Genomic DNA, 21684 nt, shown 5'->3' with positions numbered 1-21684 from the left:
GATGTAAATGGTTGTTCCCTTTACGAAATTTACAACGAAGAAATAAGCTGTTTTAACCAGTAAAACTGATCAGCTATTTATTCCGATTGGTATAATATCCAATTATATTCACCATTACCCGTCTTGCCAAACTGCATAATATAATTCTATTGGTATTAACCCTTGTTTAATGCACCAGTGCTTTGTCAATGCCTTGCTTTCATCCATTTTTCCTTACGTCTAAATAGATCAGCTAATTAGTGGAATTGGTATCACTTAAAAAGTTTGTTGTTTATACCATTCCGATTTGTTTTGTCCTCTTAGTTGTAAAATATTTTCAGTAAAAATTTTGGATCTCCTGTTGGTTTCTATTTTTAACAGAAAGAATTTTTTATAACCGCACTGTGCAAAGCTCAGATTATTTATGGAGGTGGCCTGTGTCTTTTATTACTATTTTTTTGATAAAGGTTTATCCAGATTTTTCCTTTTTTATAATATGCTGTCAGCAGGCTAATAAAGGAAACGATAATATGAAAAATAAAAATATTTTTACTAAATCCGAAATTGATTGCTTGGATGAAGCAAAGTTTGTTCATCCTTTTAATGAAAAGGCAATAAGAAATACAAAATCAATCGGCGATTTAGCGGGTTTAAGCAAAATCGGTATCCATTTGGTTCGTGTGGAGCCTGGTGATGAGACAACACAGCATCACAATCATGAGCGCTCTGATGAATTTGTCTATATTCTTTCTGGTACCGCAATGCTTGAATTAGGCGATGAAACTCACGATTTGTCTGCTGGTGATTTTGTTGGTTTTCCGGCAAATGGAGCCGCTCATTCAATGAAAAATACCGGCTCTTCAGATTTTGTATATCTTATGGGCGGTAATCGAGTAGATACAGACTGCTGCAATTATCCTAGGATTAACACACGCCTGTTTAAGGTAAATGGAAGAAATGAATCTGTTGATATGAGCCAGTTAAGCAAAGTATGAACTACAGAGCGCTCTGGTAGAGATGAAGGAGTCGGTGTTTTCAAGGAAGTTGTCCTGATATTAATACATTTTTTGGGAACTGTGAATGCCTTCGACAGGCTCACCGTTTCTTATTTTTTTGATCAACGTTCAGGTTGTCTCTTTCAATACTCAGTCAGTACTTTTTTAGCGGGCTTAAAATAGCTGTATTTTTATCAATATGCGCTCTAACGTGTAACTTTATTTGCCGTGGTCAAGTGAATCAGGGCACGGGTTTGCAGGCATACAATATCACTCATCTTTATTTGGGCTTCTTTCACCGTTATTTTGAGGAGCTATGGTTTGACTGTAATAGTCAATGATGAATTTGCTTATTGAGCGCTTTTATTTTGAAAATTTGAATGTATTTTAATGCAGCTGCATTTCCTGTTGTTTTATTAAGTCCTTTTTAATTCAGTTTACACATATTTTTTATTTTGATTTTTGTCATAATAAAGATATTATTGCACTGCAAAATGTAAACGCTTAACCCAATTTCCTGTATACAAAATAATGAGCTGTATTCATATGAGTATCAAATTGTGAAGGTAAGCAAGTTACACTCACCTGAAAGCAGGAATTGAGTGATATTAAACTGTTTAGCATTTACCATTTAGTCAGGAGAATTGGCTCTTAGTTAGTTTCGATTCTGAGCTGAAAATCAAGAAAGGATGCAAGGTAAAACTTATGGCAGAAAATACTCAAACTGAACAAATGACTTCTGGTGCTCAATCGGAAAACCAAAGCGACGATCTTAAAGGTGTTGTTGACATAGCAAACTATCAGCAGGCGGAAGATAAAATCAGCTCTGAATCCGCTGCTTTTGAGCAGGTAATGTCGCAAATGAATATTGCAGATCGCCGTCAGTTTGATGAACAGTATGCAAAACTCTGGCAGGAAGCGAGTGAAGAAAAACAGCTGTTGTCAGCGCTGATATGTGAAATTGATTTCTTTGAAGCCTACAATGAAAATTACGGACATCAGGCTGCTGCATTTATGCTGCTTGTTGTTGGTTTAGCAATGAAAAAGATATGTGAAGATTACGACAGCTTTTTAGCTCGCTATGAAGGTAATGTTTTTGCTATCTTAATAAAAGATTCTGACGCAAGTAAAGCCCATGCAGTTGCTGAAGCATTGCGCCTCGCTGTTGAAAAATCACGTACTGAACATAAGTATTCAAGTGTCAGCGACGTTGTTACCTTAAGTGTCGGCCTTTCGACCATTACCCCTACTTCACAGAAAATATTAGTAGAAGGTGCGGATACTGCTCTGTCGTTTGCTAAAATTTCAGGACGTAATCAAGTGAGCGGGCCTTTTGGGGGACAGAACGATGAGCCGAGCCAAGCTGAAGTCACGGCTACCACAGCCAAAGCTGAGCCTAAGGTAGAAGTCGAACTTAAATCTAAAACCAAGGTTAAATCTAAGGCTAAACCTAAAGGTAAAGTCAAAGTCAAGGCAGAGCCAAAAGTAGAGCCTGCAATAGAGCCTAAGGTTGATGATAAGCCTAAGACTAAAGCCCGATCTAAAATTGATGTGAGTGATATTTTTGAGGATAAAGATCCTAAACAGAAAGATCCTACTAGTTTCGGTTTTGGCTCATTTTTCAAGCCTAAACCTAAACCTAAAGCTAAAGCTAAACCGGCAGCTGTAAAACCGGTCAGTGATGAAGCCTCAGATTATGAACGATTGAAAGCGGAATATGAGCAGCTTAAATCTGAGTCACAGACGAAACCTGAGCCACAGCCTAAACCGCGTTCATATTATTAAGCTTTAATGTTGTAAACGATTCCAATTAGAAAGCTTATGGCAACTGTCATAGGCTTTTTTTATTCTCTTTTGATAAGCATTTCTCCACTTTTTCCTTTCTAATTCTGTCTTGGTGCACGGGTTCAAAAAATAAATATTTAAACATCAACAAATGATTGTTTGCGCGGCCTTGTCGTCTAAATACCGGAGTGAGGTAGGTTAGTCTGCTGGTGTAAAAACAACCATTGCAGATGATTTAACCTGGAGTACTAAACTCTATTTAGGAAAGAAAATGCGCATAATTTTTATATTTATTTTACAGTTTTTAGTTTTAATTGTTTTACCACAGAATCAACCTATTTACAGTGTTATGGTATTAAAGATTCTTTTGCTTCTCGTTCACATCTGATTAAAAATCATGGGCAGTGAATGACAGCGATCAGTACTTAAAGCTTGATGGATACTGGAAGGACAACTCGTTTACTGCGGATGAAGAAAATTATTTCGTTGTTAAGTCTATTAATTCTGCTGCTGTTGACTCGGCGCAGGTCCACCAGATGCTGACAAACATGTGCAGAAATACACTGGAAGGAAAATATCCCAGTGAATATACCAGCAGCATCACTTATTTTGCATCCAGTCACTCATACGGCTATGAATATCCGGTACTGAGTGAACAGCAGGCTTTATTAATTAACAGCAGCAAGTGGTCTTTGTCCTATAACAAAATGCTTCGTTATGCATTTGCCGCCAGTTATGTTTACAGTCTCGAACAAGGCGCAGATCCTTTCTCTTTTTTTGATAACCCCATTTTTGCCAAACTAATGCTGCCGGGCACTGCAGCACAAATGTAGGTTATCGATACCTTTAAGGGAGAAAGTGGGCGTGCAGGGCGTTGCGATTAAGGTTCCTGCTATTGAGTCTGAAAGTCTGAAAGTCTGAAAGTCTGAAAGTCTGAAAGTCTGAAAGTCTGAAAGTCTGAAAGTCTGAAAGTCTGAAAGTCTGAAAGCCTGGAAGAAGAGGTGATTATCGCATTTAAAGGCACCTGCAGCGGCTGGGATGTTCTCCAGGATGTTGAGCTGATGTATGCGAATCTAGTTGAAACAGATGAGGACTGGCAGATTGATGCTTATAATTTTACTCAGCAGATTGTGTAGAAATACCCGCCTAACAATCATTCTTTAGCACGTGGTTATAACGCTTCAAGCGAACAGAAAACTTATAATGTTGTACTTGCCGGCCATTCGTAAGGTGGTTATACCGCAATCGATGCTGGAGTGCGAACCGGAATATTAACACGTTCATTTTCATCTCCTGCGACAAGGATCATTGAAAATTATGTGCATGTCTTTGCAAATAAAATGCGTTATAGCAATATAATCAATCTGGTCAGAGAAAAAGATCCTGTGTCGACAATCTCAGGCCGTCATAATGAAAATATGATTTACTTTCCTACAGCAAAGGGGATTGATCCTGGGAGCAGTCATTATTTAACGCCGTTTATTAATGATGTTTTAAAACCTTTATATATTCAGGCTGCTAATGCTAAGGCCAGACCGCGTTATCTGTATATTACCGCGGATGCATCTGCCGGTTTAGATATTCCGGTTCATTATTGGGGAGTGTAGAGTAATTGAATTTTCCATAGGGTAAAAACACAGCAGTCATTTATTAACGGCTGCTGTGCTCTTCCTGCTCTTACTTTTGGGATAAACAGCCCTCATATATTTGTGGATTTTTTATCCGTCCATTTAACCTGCCTGTAATTAATAATTGTCACACCATAAAAAAGTGAAGCTGTGCTAGGCATTGCTGTTCTTTTCCCTATATGAAACAAGTAGTGTAAACGTTTACACTGATTTGTAGTGAAAACAGTGGTTTAAGCTTCGTGAGTAAATTAATTTTAACTGAACTGATGAGCTGTCGGTTGTTGTGGTTTTGTGTTTTCTCCTTGATAACAATGGGTTGCGCTTGTTTCTCCGTTGGTTTTTGAAAAGTTGAATTTAAATTTAAAATTTAGTGTAAACGTTTACAAGGTGTGTCGCAGATCACAGACTATTAGACCGTATCGCTGTTAATATTCGTTTCAAGCAAACATAGTGGAGAAATTATTGTGAAGGTCTTAGTCACGGGTGGTATTGGATATATTGGAAGTCATACCTGCATACAAATGATTGAAGCGGGTATTGAACCGGTTATCGTTGATAATTTAAGTAACAGTAAATTAATCGTATTAGATCGTATTGAAGCATTAACCCGAGTTCGCCCGGTTTTCTACCAGGGGGATATTCGTGATCAAGCACTGTTAGATACAGTCTTCGCAGAACATGAGATAAGCTCAGTTATTCACTTTGCCGGTTTAAAAGCTGTTGGTGAATCTGTACAGAAACCGCTTGAGTATTACGATACAAATGTAAACGGTTCTCTGGTACTGGCACGAGCAATGCGAAAAGCCGGTGTTAAAAGTATTGTGTTTAGTTCATCGGCGACCGTTTACGGCGATCCTGAAATTGTGCCGATTACTGAAGACTCGCCAACTGGGGCAACAACTAATCCCTATGGACGCAGTAAATATATCGTCGAGCAGTGTTTTTCTGACTTATATGATGCTGAGCCCGACTGGAGTATCACTCTGCTGCGCTACTTTAACCCTGTCGGTGCCCATTCATCTGGCACCATGGGAGAAGATCCGCAGGGGATCCCGAATAATTTAATGCCGTTTATTGCGCAAGTTGCAGTAGGGCGCCGTGAGCATTTATCAGTTTTCGGGGATGATTATTCAACTCCTGACGGTACTGGTGTTCGTGATTACGTACATGTGGTCGACATTGCTGACGGCCATCTGGCGGCAATGAATGCAGTTGGCAAAAAAGCAGGTCTGCATATTTACAATTTAGGCACAGGTAAAGGCAGCAGTGTATTGGAAATGTTGAATGCATTCTCAAAAGCCTGCGGTAAAGAGCTGCCGTACACTGTTTTACCACGACGTGACGGTGATATTGCCGCATGCTGGGCAGATACCGAAAAAGCACAAAAAGATCTCGGCTGGAAAGCGACACGGACAGTAATGGAGATGGCCACGGATACATGGCACTGGCAGGAAAAAAATCCGCAGGGTTATGGCGCTGATTAGTGTTCTGCACTGATTTATCCGTAGCCTGAATTCCGATTACTAACAGCGCCGCTTTTGAGAAGCTGCGCTAAATAAAAGAAGAGAAAAAGTATGACAGAGCAAACTTTTAACCCGATCGATCATCCGCACCGCCGTTATAATCCGTTAACGGATCAGTGGATTTTAGTTTCACCGCATCGTGCTAAACGTCCGTGGAGCGGACAAGACGAAGCCGTAGAAACAGAAGAGTTAGCAAGTTTTGATAAAGAGTGTTTTTTATGTCCGACTAATACTCGTATCTCAGGTGATAAAAACCCTGATTACCAGGGAACCTACGTTTTCAATAATGACTTTGCCGCTTTAATGCCGGATTCACCAGAAGCGCCGACATCTGCTAATCCTTTGTTTAAAACGCAGGGGGTTCGTGGTTTAAGCCGGGTTATCTGTTTTTCTCCCGATCATAGTAAAACGCTGCCGGAACTGGCTGTTAATGAAATCCGCAGTGTGGTTGATACCTGGAATGATCAGATAGAAGAGCTAGGTAAAACCTATTTATGGGTACAGGCCTTTGAAAATAAAGGCGCAGCCATGGGCTGTTCACAGCCGCATCCGCATGGACAGGTCTGGGCGAATAGTTTTTTACCTAATGAAATTGCCCGCAAAGAAAAGCAGTTAAAAGAATATTATCAGGAAAACGGTTCTAATTTACTGGTTGATTATGTTCAGGCGGAAATGAATGACGGTGAGCGTACGGTTGTTGAAACTGAGCACTGGATTGCAGTTGTACCTTACTGGGCCGCCTGGCCTTTTGAAACTATGCTGCTGCCGAAAACACATATCCGCCGCCTTAGCGAGTTAAGTGATGAGCAGCGTGATGATCTGGCATTAGCGGTTAAAAAGCTCACCAGCCGTTACGATAATTTATTCCAGTGTTCATTCCCGTATTCAATGGGCTGGCATTATGCGCCGTTCTTTGAGCAAGGCACTGACATTGAACACTGGCAGTTACACGCTTTGTTCTACCCGCCTTTATTACGTTCGGCGACGGTACGTAAGTTTATGGTTGGTTACGAAATGTTAGCTGAGAGTCAGCGTGATTTAACCGCTGAGCAGGCTGCTCAGAAGCTGCGTGATGTTAGTGACATTCATTACAAGCAGAAATAACTAAAACCAGATCAGCATAATGAGCTGTTTAACCTATTCCCTTAATTCTAAAACTTAGAGATAAACAAATATGATGACTTTAATTGATAACGTAAAAAACGTATTTGCCGCTGCGCTTAACTACCCGTCAACGCATATTATTCAGGCTCCTGGACGTGTTAACCTGATCGGTGAACATACCGATTATAACGATGGATTTGTTTTACCCTGTGCGATCAACTATCAGACAATTGTGGCCGCCGCTAAACGTGATGACAATATTGTTCGTGTTATTTCGGTGGATTACGATCAGCAGCAGGATCAGTTTGACTTAACAGAAGAGATTGAGTTCCAGGAAGACCGCATGTGGGCAAACTATATTCGCGGAGTAGTCAAGTACTTATTAAAACGCGGTTACCAGTTTAAAGGTGCAGATATTGTGGTCAGCGGTAATGTACCTCAAGGCGCCGGTCTAAGTTCATCCGCGTCATTAGAAGTGGTTATCGGGCAGACCTTTAAAACGCTTTATGACCTGGATATCAGTCAGGCGGAAATCGCCCTGAACGGACAGCAGGCTGAGAACGAATTCGTAGGCTGTAACTGCGGTATTATGGATCAGCTTATTTCCGCACAAGGTAAAGAAGATCACGCGCTGCTGATTGACTGTCGTTCACTGGAGACGCAGGCTGTGTCAACGCCGAAAGATCTGTCGATTATGATTATTAACTCTAATAAAAAGCGCGGCCTGGTTGACAGTGAATACAATACCCGACGTGAGCAGTGTGAAGAAGCTGCCGGTGTATTCGGCGTACCGGCATTAAGAGATGTGACTATTGAGCAGTTTAATGAACGTATTAGCGATCTGGATGAAACGGTTGCCAAACGTGCTCGTCATGTTATTACTGAAAACGATCGTACTCTGCAGGCAACTAAAGCATTAAGTGAAAATAACATCCGCTTAATGGGGCAGTTAATGGCGGAGTCTCATGCTTCAATGCGTGATGATTTTGAAATCACCGTACCGGAAGTCGATACCTTAGTTGATATTGTAAAAACTGAAATTGCCGAACAGGGCGGAGTGCGTATGACCGGCGGTGGTTTTGGCGGGTGTATTGTAGCGCTGGTTCCGCCGACACTGGTGGAGCAGGTAAAAGCGGCTGTAGAAAGTAAATACCAGGCGGCAACCGGGCTGAAAGAGTCTATTTATGTCTGCCAGGCGAAAGACGGTGCAAGTTTAATATAATAATCCTATCCCCTGGCTGTCAGTCAGCCTGGGTATAACAATGAGATAAATAAAATGACTTTAAACAGAGCTGAGCTGCTGCAGGAAAGTATGACTCTTGAACCGGCTTTAGACGGTTTACCCGCCAAACTATTTGTATTAAAAAATGCCCAGGGTATGCGGGTTACTTTAATGGATATTGGTGCAGCCTGGTTAAGCTGTGAAATCCCAGTGGGATCTGAGGTGCGTGATGTGATCCTAGGGGTAAATAACATGCCCGATCACCGTATTCAAGAGGCTTATATGGGAGTAACAGTGGGGCGCTTTGCGAATCGTATTGCCGCTGGTAAATTTAATATTGGTGGACAGAAATTTCAGACCACTGTTAATCAGGCTGGCAATACACATCACGGTGGCTCGATTGGTTTTGATCAGTACCGCTGGACGGCCGAGCAGAAAAGCGATCAGTTGATCTCTTTTACTATGCATTCAAAAGACGGTGATCAGGGTTTTCCCGGCAATCTACAGGTAACCGTTAACTATCGTTTAAGTGAAAGCAATGAACTGACCATTGAATACCAGGCCGAAACGGACAAGGACTGCCCGGTTAATTTAACCAATCATGCTTATTTTAATCTGATGGGGGCAGAGTCAGAGCTGGATTGTTTGCAGCATCAGCTAAAAATAGAAGCTGAGCAGTATTTACCGGTGAATGAAACGGGTGTTCCGCTTGGGCATTTTAATGATGTTAAGCACAGCAGTTTTGATTTTAATGAAATGAAAACGGTCGGCCGTGATTTTTTAAATTGTTCTGAGCAGAAAAAAACATCGGGTTATGACCATTCATTTTTGCTGAAAAAGGAGCATCAGGATGGTGAAAGTATCGTCGCACAATGTATTTCTCCGGATCAAAAAGTAACCATGAATGTAAAAACAACCAAACCTGCGATACAGTTATACACCGGGAATTTTTTATCGGGAACACCAAATCGTCTTGGTGGACAGTATAAGAATCATTCTGCATTAGCACTGGAAACACAGTTTCTACCCGATTCTCCTAATCATCCTGAATGGGATCAACCTTGCCCTATTTTACAAGCTGGTGAAGCGTATGCTCATCGCACTTGTTATCAGTTTATTGTTAATTAATCGCGACTAAGATAACGGTAGTAAACAATAAAGGCGATCTTCGGATCGCCTTTATTGTTTATTCAGTCTTATTTATTTCGGTTGGATTTTATTTACCAAGAAACGTTTTACCCATTTCGGGCGGCAGGTGCCGCCTTATACTCTGTATACTTGTTAGCAGTTTATTTAGAATGGATTTTATTTACCGAGAAACGTTTTACCAGCGTCGGCTGGAATACTTGATTTTCAGCCGTATATTCTTCATTTTTAGCCAGCTTAAGTGACAACTGTGTTGCCTGCTTAGCCATCATGCCGATCGGGTAATTAATGGTGGTTAGTTTAGGATGGACATAACGGGCAATCAGGCCGTTATCAAAACCAATTAACGACATTTTTTCCGGAACTGCGATGTTACTTTCTTCCAGGGCCGCCAGTACGCCGGCTGCCATATAATCGTTATAAGCAACAACGGCAGTAATCGGCACATTCTTAGCTAACAGCTCAATCATTGCTTCTTTGCCGCCGCGGTCACTAAGGTGGGCGTCCAGCGTATAATGATCAGGACAGGGCAGGTTATGATCCTGAAGCGCCTGCATATAACCCTCTCTGCGTTCTTCAGCATCACTGATTTTATGATCTGAATTAATGTAGGCAATATGTTGGTGTCCGTTCTGAATAAGAAACTCAGTGGCCATATAGGCACCTTTATAATTATCGAAACAGATGCAGCGTTCTGCTATTTCTGGAATATAACGGTTTACCAGTACTAAACCTGGAACTTCTTTGGCAAAGTTGATCAGTTCATCATCACTCAGTGCTTTAGAATGCAGAACTAGGGACTCACTGCAGCTGTTGATCAGCAGTTCAATTGCTTCTCGCTCAGCATCGGCATTATGGTAACCATTACCGATTAAAAGATGTTTATTGTTATCGCGTGCTACCTGGTCGACAGCTTTTAATAATGATCCAAAAAAAGGATCTGAGATATCGCTGACTAATACGCCGATAGTATTGGTATTTTTTTTAACCAGCGCTCGTGCATTGGCATTAGGGCGATAACCTAATTTGCTCATAGCTGCCCGGACAGCTTCTATTGAAGTTTTTCCTGCTTTAGGTGATTTATTGATCACTCTTGATACAGTGGCAATTGATACACCCGCTTCTTTGGCTACGTCTTTAATAGTTGCCATCTTTAACTCTCTTAAATTAGCTGTTCAAAGGACATGCAGATAATATTCTGTGATTATTATTCCACGGATTTTTAGAAAATTATAACATGAAGATCGCTGTTGTCGGTGACTTAACAATTAATCAACTGCATGATTTTAAGATTTTTTTGTAAAATTAGATCTATAGAGGTTAAAAGTGTATTTTGATCACACTATGGTTTTTAAACCATAACTTTTATCGCTGTTATTTACGTCTGCAAGTTATGGCCAATCACGAACAGAGGTTATTATATTTTTTGTCGACTGTTAACAATAAGCATAGGTTTGGTTATATTATCAACTGCTTATTTAAAGTTTTGACTTTAAAGTCATGGACTAAGAGGAATAATACAATGAATTATCAATCCCGTGAGTTGTGTAGACTACGCACGATTACGACATTTTTAGTCTTAGATAAAAACCGTTTAAACTGGAAAGAAGAGATCCGTAAGGCGTCTGATTTCTGCTTATCTCTTTCTGCTGAATTTGCTGATAATGGTTATATGGTGCAGTCAATTCGTATTGTGACTAATGCTTTCGGTGAGTATTTAGATACTCGTGATATTCACACTGCTAAGACAGATCTGCACTATATCAGCGAGTTATTAAATTCTATTGAATCATCGGGACTGCGTATTCGTTTTGCAGTAGGCGCCGCAAACACAGCGCATGAAATATCTTTATTGCCGGAGTTGATTCAGTCCTACGGCGATTTGTGTAATGCCTGTGTCAATGTGCCTTTAGACGAAAACGGCATTCTTGATAATCAGCTGATCACTGACTCTGCCAAAGCTGTTGAAGCAATCAGCAAAATCACACCGCGTGGAGAAGGTAACTTTAACTTTACAGTTAATTTTAACTGTAAAGCGCTGATCCCTTATTTTCCAGCCAGCTATCATGATAAGGCATTAGGTAAGCAATATGTGATTGGTTTTGAAACGCCGGACTTATTAGTGCACGTGCTTAATGAGTTTAATCAAAAAAATAATGTACTTAGTCATAATCAATACTTTGCAGAATATTACCGTTTGATGAGCGAAGCGCTGGAGTATCATGTATCTGCAGTTAATAAAATCCGGATCAACTTTGAAAAACATAATAGCAGTGGTTTTACCTTTGCCGGTATCGATAGCTCAGCGGCTCCGTCAAAAGACTGCTCCAGCATGGTGGAAGTGTATAAGCAGATGGGAGTTCCCTGCTTCGGCGCATCGGGTACTGTTGAGGCATCTGCATTATTAACGAGAGTCTTTAAATCAGTGAAAGAGGTGCCGTTAGTGGGATTTTCCGGTCTGATGTTAGCTGTTACTGAAGACAGCGGCCTGGCGCAGGGCTCTATCAACGAAGATTATGATATTCGCGCGCTGCTGACCTATAGCGCAGTGTGCGGTATTGGTTTAGATACTGTACCGATTCCGGGTGATACCTCGGTTGAGAAAATGAGTGCGTTAATGCGCGATACGGGCACTATGGCGTTTCGATTAAATAAGCCCTTAACGGTGCGTGTTTTTCCTGTTCCGGGTTTAAAAGCAGGGGATATAACAAAATTTGAAAGCGATGACCTGTGTAACTGTGCTGTTTTAGCAGTACCGTAGAGCGCGGCTGCTGTGTCGATAAAACTGTTATTGAATTAAAACCTTAATAAGGGGGAAGTAATAAATGAGCACGGAGATCTTTTATCTTGGCTGTTATACAGCGCAAAACAATCCTGGTATTAAAGTGATTGAATTAGATAACCAAAATGGTGCATTAACTGTAATTAACGAACTCTATGATGTGAAAAATGCAAGTTTTTTAACGGTCAGCAGGGATAAATCTAAGCTGCTTGCGGTCAGTGAAGACGAAGTAAAGGGGAAGTTTGCCTGCTTTGATTTAAGTAATAAAAGAGCACCTGTATTTATTAACTCTCAGTCAAGTTTAGGCGGTGCGCCTTGTCATATCAGCCAAACAGAGCGACAAGCTTTTGTGGCAAATTATGCGAGCGGTAACCTTACAGCTTTCTCTTTATCTGAGCCTTCATTAACAGCTGCTTATACAGAAGTTCAGCATTACGGATACGGTGCAGATCCGCTTCGTCAGGCGAGTGCACATATCCATGCCAGTATTGTTTGTAAAAATGAAAAGTTTTTAATCAGTGCAGACTTAGGCATTGACCAGTTAAAAGTTTATGGCTTGGACTGTTACAGTTTAACACTGCTTCATTCCATTAATCTGCCCGCCGGCGCCGGGCCGAGACATTTATGTTTTAACCCGCAGGGCGATAAACTTTACCTGGGTAATGAGCTTAACAATAAAGTCAGCGTTTTTGATTTTGACCTGCAGACGGGCGGCTTGACCGAGCTTCAGAGTATTTCAAGTCTACCCGCAGATTTTTCCGCTGTAAGTTATATTGGCGAAGTGCAGCTCAGTGCGGACGGTTGTTTCTTGTATGTCAGTAATCGAGGTCACGACAGCATTACTGTGTTTACTGTTGATCAGAACTCTGGATTAATAAGCAAAGTTGATTTTACAGGGACAAAAGGTAAATTTCCGCGTCATTTCAGCATTTCTCCCGATCAAAACTGGCTGTTGGCCGCCAATCAACACAGTGGAAACGTACTAGTATTCAAACGTAACTTACAAACGGGTTTGTTAACCGCAACTGAGCATTATTTACAAGCGCTTGAACCTGTCTGTATCTGTTTTTAGTCAGCTTATACCCAAGCTACTTGAAGATGCAGGAATCAGCAAGTCGAGAGGTGACTAGATTCAAGGCATAAAGCCGTAGGTCTAGCATTCTACATCAAGGTTTTATAACGCTGAAGATGGTTGACTCTCGCCTTGCCCTGCGGGAGCCTAGCTCGAAAACCAGCACGGCGTTACAATATTTGAAAAGGGAATAACCATTCTCTGCATATTGTGCCTTGTTCTGACTTTCGAGCTAAGCTCTGAATCTGCATCTTCAAGTGGTTTGGGTATATATCTAGTGTAGAGGTAATTTATGAAGGTGAAAGTTCTAGTCAAATGTGAGTTTGTTAGAAGTCAGTAAAACTATAATGATACAGTCGTGAGGTGCATTAATGCGGGACTGATAGAAAACGGCGGTACGATAGCAACTGATCTGTCCCAACAAGGTTAGACAGCAAGTTAAGCTGCATTCTTCTGTTCAAATACGATAGGGCTTTAATACCCTAGAGTGCTGTGCTTTCTTGTTCGGTTGTAATCACCCCTCACTTGTCATCAAGTAGGTGATATCACCTGCCCACTTCTGATTCGGTGCGTTAGCAGTAAATTTCGTTCCAATAGGTTAGGCGCAGCAGGTAAGGAATGATTACTATCTGTTGTGACTTTAAATTTACGCGCGGCTTTTGCTGCCAGGCTCTGTCTTTTCATACTATCAGTGATCGTTTTGAGGTTATGCTTGTTTCCTTGCTCTGCTAGTTCTACCTGAATACGCCCTGCACCATCACGGCCTTTGTTCGCTTCGAACGCCTTTTTGACCGCTGCATCCCGCTGTGTACGCGCTCTATCGCGTTCACTACTTTTATGATGATTCTTTAGCAAGTAATAAAACCCACTCTGCGATACAGCAAGAATCTTGGCCATTCTCATTACGGAGAACTGTTCAAGATGCTCTTGCATGAATTCAAAGCTTGCTACTTTAGGTGCTTTGCGAAGTAGGTAGAGGCTTTTTTTACTATTTCAAGTTCTTCCGTTTGCTCGGCGAGGAGGCGTTTCAGACGAGCATTTTCGGTAGTAAGGTCAGCCTCACGCACACTGGCAGAGTCCTTCCTTAAGTTCTTACGCCAGCCGTATATTTGAGAAGCATGTAGATTGAGTTGTCGTGCAGCTTCTGAAACAGGCGTTCTTTCAGCTAGCTTAAGAACCGATCCTTAAACTCTTCGGTGTACTTGATACGTGTTTTAGTATTTTTCATTGTTTACCTCGTTAAGTGATTTTACTTGCTTAACTCGGTGTCTGAAACTGCTGGTTCAGATCAATGTACCGCTCTGACATAAATGGTGACAAGATAGAACATCTTGCTACTGTTAAAGGTATTTATTCCATAGATATTGCTAATGACCTCATATATGGAAAGATAAGTACTTCTAACTCTAGAGGTGTGCACACTTTTGATCTAGACGGCGCTAATGAAAAAAAGATTCAAGATTTATTCACCGGCGTTCCTGGCGATATAAGAGTAGACGTTGAAAATGGCGATATTTACAATTCTACAACAATAGACGATGTTATTGTAAAAACAGATATTGAAGGAGAGCCTGGTAATGCAGATGATCCTTCTTACTGGGTTTTTAATCCGTTCAATGAAGGGTGTTTAGTCGCCTGCGATCCTTATGCAATGGCTATAGATTATAAATACTCAAAATTTTACTATTCGACCCAGAGTGGAGGTTCAGCGGCTTTATACAGTTCAGCTTTAGGCTCTGATACAACGGTTTCTAGAGAAAAAATAGTTGATGCTGAAACAGGCGTACTCAACACTGAGTATGGTTACATTGTCAAAATAGACATAGATACGGAAAAAGACAAAGTATACTGGATGACCAATATGAGTATTCAGCGCGCAAACCTTGACGGTTCAGAGGTGGAAACCATCCATATAGATGAATCAGAGGCCCTATTTTCTATGGCGTTATCTTCTGATAATCAGACACTCTATTGGTCTGAAGATAACGAAATATATTCTTTAAAATTAAATAAAGCTGGAGCTAAGAAAAAACTAGTTTTCAAAAATCTGTACCATATACACAGTGTGGCAACTTACTAGGGTTCTGTTGTATTTTGAATATGCAGAATGGTACTCATACCAAACCCATTAATTATCTATTCATTCACGCTTGTTAAAATGAATGCTAGCTAAACACAAAGAATATTTGTATTTTGGTTGTTGATTTTATAATTAGAACAATTAGTTACTGCAATCAATGCTTTGCTTTCATCCATTTTGCATACGCTTAAATAGATCACCTAATTAGTGAAATTGGTATCACAGTAATTTTTGATAAGCAGGTGATAAAAAGCAAGCTTAACTGTAATGTTAGGCTTGTTCTTTACCTAATATATGAGCCTCTGCTATGGCATTAAACTTAGCCAAAAAATAGTTTCCTTCAGCCGCTATTATGATGGTCTTGCTGCGGTGCTCAGTTATTAAACAATTCGATGTTTTTTGTAAATCCGATAAGGTGTCATATTTCTTCCGTTATACGCGTTTACATGCCTAATATATTCAAACGTCACCACATTAAAAAACAGAAATATAAAATCAGTAACTGGGCGAATATAATGTTCCTTTAAGACATAGAGGAAGCATCGATATCTAGCTGAGTGGTATCGGATCAAAGTTACTTGATTTCGTCATTAGTGAGTATACAAACCGCAATGTAAATAAGTTGGCTTTTTATCACGTGTAGGTTTTAGAGTTGATGCTGTTGTAAAAGATTTTTTTACTGATAACTATCGTGAACCAATTTGTGAAAATGGGATAGAGCATCACGATATGTTGAGGCTCACGATTCATTTGAAATAAACACTAAATGATTCAGGAGGATCGTTATGGAAGAGCTGCAAGGTGGCCGAGAAGGCCAGATTTATCGTTCATATGATAAGGTTTATCGTCCAAGTGGTTTTTGGTCTCAATCCATTCATAAATTATTTGCTCACCTAAAAAGTGAGCAATTTGAATTCGCTCCAGAATCATTAGGCTTCGATAGCAGCGGTTATGAGATCCTGTCCTATGTTTCAGGTGAGGTTTATAACTATCCTTTAGTTGGTGCTGTCTCTACGAGCGAAGCATTATGCTCTGCTGCCACACTTTTACGCCAGTATCACGATGCAACAGTATCATTTGTTCAAAGTGAACAATGCAATGATTTAAGGTGGCTTTTACCTGCAAGAGAACCGCAGGAAGTTATCTGTCACGGTGATTATGCTCCGTACAATGTGACACTAAATGGGAATAAAGTTGTTGGTATCTTTGATTTTGATACCGCGCACCCAGCCCCAAGAATTTGGGACGCAGCTTATGCTGTTTATTGCTGGGCTCCATTCAAAACTAATCCGTATGATTCGTTAGGTGATTTAACTGAGCAGTCAATTCGTGCAAAGCAATTCTGTGATTCGTATGGCTTATTACATGAAGACCGTGTTCAGTTAGTTGATGTCATTATATCGAGGGTACAAGCATTGGTTGACTTTATGCATGATGAAGCAGCAAAAGGTAATGAAGCATTTATTGTTAACATCAAGGATGGCCATCATTTAGCTTATATTGCAGACATTGAATATTTAAAGCGTAATAAAGAAGAGATCACTGACAGTTTAGTGCAAACAACGTGCACATAATAATTTGTTCAAGCAGGTTGCAGTAAACAAATAACGATTCGTTAAGGCTGGTAAGTGATGCTTCTGCATTTCAAAAAGTGAGTCAGTAGTTTGTACTGAGTTTTTTAAGCTAACGAAGTGTGATTAATTGTTAGTGCTGGAATTATGTAGAATTCATTTTTCATAATAACAACCATAAAGTGGTTAACTTACAATAAGTGTTGGAGACTTATTGAGCCATTTCAAGTTATGGTTGTTTTTATTTCAACGTATGGTTGTTTTTACAAAAATTGTTGAATAAAGCATAAGTTGTCATTATATAGGTCTGCAATACCAGCTATAGACCATTCTTTAATTTTCTAAGCTAACAAAAAATAAACCATAAAATGGCAATATTTTGAAATAATAAACCATAAGGTGGCAGTATATTTAATTCCCCTTAACCATTACAAACAAAAAATACACTGTCCTACTTGGTGGAGACGAAGTCTTATTGCTAGTAACTTTGGCCTTATAATTTTAGCTTTGTAGGGCAGAGAGAGGGCGTTTGCGAGTTAGCGTTCTATCTCGGAATGGGTCGGATAGACGACACCTGTTACCAGGTGTCGTCCTCCTAAGAACCGTACGTGCAACTTTCACTGCATACGGCTCAAGCCTCCACAAAGGCGTATAACGTTACCCACCAACCTTTTTCAGGTTGATTTTGCAATGCACATCTGAAGCTTTAATACTTTCTGCTCAATGAATTTCCAGTTGATGGATTGGCATTGAGTGCAGTAAGAAGAGGCACTAACTTCATTGGAAGTTATCATTTGCGTTTCTCCTTGAATAAAGTTCTTCAAATCATCTTGCAACGGGAGACCAGCTGGAAGTGGGCTCACTTTCGTGTCAGACATCAGCCTGTATCTACATCATTACAATGCAGCATTAGCTTTCTCCAGCCTCCTTTACCTGCACCACTATCGGCTTTCTTCGCAGACAGCTTTCCCTATTGGGAGCAATACAGGCTTACCGTGTTCCGCATGGAACGCAATGTCAGGTTAGATGCCCACTCTAATGCGAAGGGATTCTCGATCACGAAAGAGTATATGCCAACCTCTTTCCTACCCTCGTTGCCGTTTTGGCCACAGCGTATTAACCACTTCCGCTGCTTGGCGCATAACGCATCTTACATGGGTTCACTTACATTCATCATACTGACTCCCTAGCACTTACCCGACTTGCGTGGTTGTCAGGAGGAACTTCCTCTCGCGATTCGTTTCCCGTCCAGCGGACTTTGTTACATTGTCAGACTCGCTACTTTATTCAGAGTCCTAGGGTCATGCTGGTGATACAGATGGTTCACTCTTATCGCGGTGAACAGCGTTACATACGACTTCACGTCGCACGGCATATACGACCTTAGATTTTTTGCTCGATTTATCTGTTGAGACTACTTAATTAACGCTCGCTTTCTCCCAAAGCGAGCGTGAAGTTCCCTCTATCTCCTTTTATCAGACAGGTTTAAGCTAAGGCGCATTCGCCCCCATTGCGTATATGGACTCCACGTGTTTTACAACATGATTTTTCATAAACATTAAGATGCGGTCGTATATACGGCTTTTTTTGAGAAAGCTATTCTCTAGCCTATGATGTTTGCGCACCTATTATCCTCTTCGACTTAACAGTCTTTATGACTTTCGCAATGGTCAGGTTTTTAATAGGTTGGTCTTACCGTTTATGCTTCATCATTATTGTAAAATTTTCATTTTTCATGGGTATTTTCTTTTGTTTACTACATGGCTAATAGTGGCTGTTGTTCGTATTTGTTTTCATACCTTAACATTGCCCAAGCGGTCCTAACCGTTTTATTTGCTAAAGCAATACAGGTGCGTTTAATACCCGCTCGCTGAACTAACTTTATCAGCCATGCTTGTTTTGCTGTTTTAGGCTCATCCGGTAACCGACAAATGTAAGAAAGTGCACCTTGGTATAATGCAGATCTAAGCTCCTTAATCCCACCTGCTCGATCAATTCCGGTCATAAACACTTTACCACCTGAACTGTGCTGTTTAGGGGTTAACCCAATAAATGCCGATGCTTCCCGGCCATTTTTGAACTGTTTTCCATCTCCTATTGATGAATACAACATGCCAGCACACACTTCAGCAACACCTTCTAAATCCATTAGTTTATTACAAGGTTGTAATTGACGTATAAGCTCATTTTTTGTTTTTATTAATTGAGCTAACTCTTGTTTTAAATGTAAATACGTCACCCACAGTTGGTTAACTGTTGATCGTAAACATTCTGGAATTGAATCAGCGGTATTGAGTGTATCCTGCACCACTTTAGTTAATCCTTTAACACCTCTCGCACTTACGATACCGTATTCATACAGCACAGCACGCAAATGGTTGCTTAAGGAAGTAATACTACGAGATAAATAAACACGACTGGTTTCTAATGTTTGTAACGTTTGCTGCTCTTCGCTTTTAGGCTTACTCGATTTTAACCCTATTTGTAACGCCGCATTTGCAATCGCCAACGCATCATTAGCATCAGTTTTATGCCCTTGAAGAAAACCTTTTACTTTTTTAGGGCTGATAATTCGAACTTCATGGCCAAAGTTCTCTGCATATCGGCCCCAATAATGACTGCTACCACAACCTTCTATCGCAACAATAGAAGGTTGTGCCTTTGCGAGTACTTCTTTTAGTTTTTGGCGACTAACGGCTTTATTCTTAACTAATTCACCATGCTTGCTGATTTGGCAAACCTGAATAACAGTTTTAGCTAGATCGATTCCAAAGATAGTAGATTTCAACATAATATGGTCTCCTTAGTAATTACCGTAACTCTAGGCTAATTGCTAGAGTTGTGGAGTCCATACATCGAGTTAGAAACTTACAAAGTTGTGGCCAAAATCACTTGGCCACAACAATGGCAAAAGCTAAACCCATATCCTAATCAAACTTTTGAACCAAATGATATCTATCTAACCGGTGTGCTACTGAAGCGCTGACTTCTGGAGAGATACGGATCTTATTGAGTAATGCTAGATATAGAAGTACGTTGATAAATGATGTGTACTTGGATAGCTTTTCGTTATCAATTATATAGTCGTTGGCATGAGTGATATCATTCCGTAACTTACAAATCTTTTGTAAGTCTGATTTGTTATAAAACATTCCATCTTTTAATGAAGAAGGAAGGGATTCATAAAAATCACCGATACACTTTTCAGTGTTATATTTAGAATCATTAAGGCGACTGATTCTGGATATTAAACTCTTTATGTTTTTTTTATTGCCTTGTAATCTTTTAGCTAGATAGCTTTCAGACTTCTTAAGTATTACTTCTAAAGACTCAGATTTAACATATGATTTTGTTTTATATGTTAATTTTTCCAACAATCTAAAGTAGCCTAGAAATCTCTCTTCATCAGATTTCATTCTCTTGTATCTTAGGTATCTGGAAAACACAGACCTTTCAGCTTCTGATAAATTGTAATAGTTACCAAAGGATTCAAGAGGTAGCTCTGGTAGTGGTAGATCATTGAATCTCAGGTTGTGGCTTAAAGGAAGTACTGGATAGTCAGGCTCATAGGTTTTATTGTTCGACGTAAAATAGACGCAAGTTTTTGATGAGAAACTGTGGCTACCAGTAGAAACTTCGATTGCATCAATTTTGAAATCAGCTCCGACAAACAATGTCATCAGATCGTATGATTTTTTAAATTCGTTATGAAGCTCACTGATAGGCTTTGGTGAACCAAACTCAATACTGAGCTTCGGCGGGAATCTAATACCTGAACTAAAAGATAAAACATTACTATGAGTTTCAAGTTGATAGAACGCCATAATTATTCCATACCCCTCAAGAAGGTGGGTAAACTCTAGAGTATCCTCACTAAAAAGACTTAACTTCTGCCCGTGATATTTATCAATCAATTCCTGCTGTTTATTTGTATACCCAATCCACTTTTTAATCATTGGGGAGTCTATTGTGAATCCCGCTGCATTCTGGTTTAAATTGAAATCTTCGTCTGAGCAAATTACGAATCCAACATCAAATTCATATTCAAAGAAACCCACGTTATCGTCTACCGATGTCCGTAAGCTCTGAGAGCTTTGGTAATTGATAGATAGCTCAAACAATGTAAAGCTCTTATCAAAAGTACTGCACTCGATTTGAGATGATTCATAGAAAGAGTATGATGTCTGTCTTTCTCCCATTACACGAAGTGTGCACTTTTCAGGAGAGAGCGTAAGCTTGCCAGCAAACCTCTTATTATCATCTCTAACTGACACATCAAAACTATATTTTTCATCGAGTTTTAGAATTTCATCTTCATCAAACAACTTTAACCCCTTATAACATGTAATGGATTAGTAAAACTGACCATAATTTTATAGTCAAATTTAAAAATTTGGTAAGTCGAAATCGCCCCCATAGCGCCTTAGAAAAATGACCCATTTGACTCTAAATTAGTGGCCAGAATCATTGCACCACTACATGGTGACGTGGTTTAATTGATTCGACTAACCCAGTTAAGACATAATTGATTTAACTGGAGATTGAAATGAAAACACGTAAAACCTATTCAAAAGAGTTCAAACTTGATGCCATTGCGCTGGTAAGAGAGCAAAATTACAATATTGCAGAAGCAGCTAGAAACTTAGAGATTACTCCTCAGATTCTGGGCCGTTGGATAAAAGAGGCAGAAAATGATGATGGCCATGCATTTAGAGGAAACGGTAAACTAACTCCAGAGCAGGACGAGATCCGTAAGTTAAAAGCACAAGTAAAACGCTTGGAAATGGAGCGTGAAAT

The 21684-nt window shown here is 40.1% G+C and carries 17 protein-coding genes and 1 pseudogene; 14 read left to right on the top strand and 4 right to left on the bottom strand.

From position 1 onward, the window contains the following. Window positions 1-416: 416 nt before the first annotated feature. The 9 genes from G327_RS0122545 (at window position 417) to galM (ending at window position 9364) form a co-directional block, all read left to right on the top strand. Window positions 417-974, top strand: a complete 558-nt coding sequence (locus G327_RS0122545; RefSeq protein WP_019617074.1) for a cupin domain-containing protein — start codon at window positions 417-419, stop codon at window positions 972-974. 705 nt (window positions 975-1679) lie between these two features. After that, window positions 1680-2759: a diguanylate cyclase domain-containing protein gene (locus G327_RS26320; protein ID WP_019617073.1), complete on the top strand. Its 1080-nt coding sequence runs from the start codon at window positions 1680-1682 to the stop codon at window positions 2757-2759. A gap of 404 nt (window positions 2760-3163) precedes the next feature. Then, window positions 3164-3592: a hypothetical protein gene (locus G327_RS27475; RefSeq protein WP_019617071.1), complete on the top strand. Its 429-nt coding sequence runs from the start codon at window positions 3164-3166 to the stop codon at window positions 3590-3592. 168 nt (window positions 3593-3760) lie between these two features. Then, window positions 3761-3895, top strand: coding sequence for a hypothetical protein (locus tag G327_RS27585; protein WP_019617070.1), 135 nt, complete (start codon window positions 3761-3763; stop codon window positions 3893-3895). 204 nt (window positions 3896-4099) lie between these two features. Beyond that, complete coding sequence (locus G327_RS27470) at window positions 4100-4366, top strand: hypothetical protein (RefSeq protein ID WP_245542727.1); 267 nt, start codon at window positions 4100-4102, stop codon at window positions 4364-4366. 485 nt (window positions 4367-4851) lie between these two features. Then, a complete protein-coding gene (gene galE / locus G327_RS0122515) occupies window positions 4852-5871 on the top strand; it encodes a UDP-glucose 4-epimerase GalE (RefSeq protein WP_026339507.1) in 1020 nt (339 codons plus the stop codon). A 90-nt stretch (window positions 5872-5961) separates the two neighbouring features. Beyond that, window positions 5962-7014 (top strand): UDP-glucose--hexose-1-phosphate uridylyltransferase, encoded by a 1053-nt coding sequence (locus G327_RS0122510; RefSeq protein WP_019617067.1) that lies wholly within the window; start codon window positions 5962-5964, stop codon window positions 7012-7014. A gap of 70 nt (window positions 7015-7084) precedes the next feature. Then, the gene (galK, locus tag G327_RS0122505) at window positions 7085-8236 is read left to right on the top strand and encodes a galactokinase (protein WP_026339506.1); all 1152 of its coding nucleotides are present in this window, start codon (window positions 7085-7087) and stop codon (window positions 8234-8236) included. A gap of 54 nt (window positions 8237-8290) precedes the next feature. After that, window positions 8291-9364: a galactose-1-epimerase gene (gene galM / locus G327_RS0122500; RefSeq protein ID WP_019617065.1), complete on the top strand. Its 1074-nt coding sequence runs from the start codon at window positions 8291-8293 to the stop codon at window positions 9362-9364. A gap of 161 nt (window positions 9365-9525) precedes the next feature. On the opposite strand, the gene G327_RS0122495 is transcribed toward galM, so the two are convergent. Then, entirely contained in the window at window positions 9526-10533 is a 1008-nt protein-coding gene (locus G327_RS0122495; RefSeq protein WP_019617064.1) for a substrate-binding domain-containing protein, read from the bottom strand. A gap of 371 nt (window positions 10534-10904) precedes the next feature. On the opposite strand from G327_RS0122495, the gene G327_RS0122490 reads away from it, so the two are divergent. Next, window positions 10905-12143 (top strand): DUF711 family protein, encoded by a 1239-nt coding sequence (locus G327_RS0122490; protein WP_019617063.1) that lies wholly within the window; start codon window positions 10905-10907, stop codon window positions 12141-12143. Window positions 12144-12207: 64 nt separating this feature from the next. Further along, the gene (locus G327_RS0122485; protein ID WP_019617062.1) at window positions 12208-13236 is read left to right on the top strand and encodes a lactonase family protein; all 1029 of its coding nucleotides are present in this window, start codon (window positions 12208-12210) and stop codon (window positions 13234-13236) included. A gap of 517 nt (window positions 13237-13753) precedes the next feature. Here the strand turns inward: G327_RS0122485 and G327_RS27465 are convergent. After that, window positions 13754-14464 (bottom strand): annotated as a pseudogene (locus G327_RS27465) (IS3 family transposase); the annotation flags it as partial. A 63-nt stretch (window positions 14465-14527) separates the two neighbouring features. Between G327_RS27465 and G327_RS0122470 the strand changes: the two are divergent. Both G327_RS0122470 and G327_RS0122465 read left to right on the top strand, forming a co-directional pair. Further along, window positions 14528-15316, top strand: coding sequence for a hypothetical protein (locus tag G327_RS0122470; RefSeq protein ID WP_019617060.1), 789 nt, complete (start codon window positions 14528-14530; stop codon window positions 15314-15316). 785 nt (window positions 15317-16101) lie between these two features. Further along, window positions 16102-16890 (top strand): phosphotransferase, encoded by a 789-nt coding sequence (locus G327_RS0122465; RefSeq protein ID WP_019617059.1) that lies wholly within the window; start codon window positions 16102-16104, stop codon window positions 16888-16890. Window positions 16891-18643: 1753 nt separating this feature from the next. Here the strand turns inward: G327_RS0122465 and G327_RS0122460 are convergent. Further along, entirely contained in the window at window positions 18644-19678 is a 1035-nt protein-coding gene (locus G327_RS0122460) for an IS110 family RNA-guided transposase (RefSeq protein ID WP_019617058.1), read from the bottom strand. Between the two features lie 136 nt (window positions 19679-19814). Beyond that, window positions 19815-21212 (bottom strand): ApeA N-terminal domain 1-containing protein, encoded by a 1398-nt coding sequence (locus G327_RS0122455; protein WP_019617057.1) that lies wholly within the window; start codon window positions 21210-21212, stop codon window positions 19815-19817. A gap of 221 nt (window positions 21213-21433) precedes the next feature. Here G327_RS0122455 and G327_RS0122450 point away from each other — a divergent pair. Next, the coding region (locus G327_RS0122450; protein ID WP_019617056.1) for a transposase at window positions 21434-21684 on the top strand (251 nt) is incomplete at its 3' end.

Source organism: Psychromonas ossibalaenae ATCC BAA-1528 (assembly GCF_000381745.1).
Lineage (GTDB): Bacteria > Pseudomonadota > Gammaproteobacteria > Enterobacterales > Psychromonadaceae > Psychromonas > Psychromonas ossibalaenae.
Note: the sequence above shows the minus strand (reverse complement) of the source record. Positions and strands in the feature narration are given on the sequence as shown.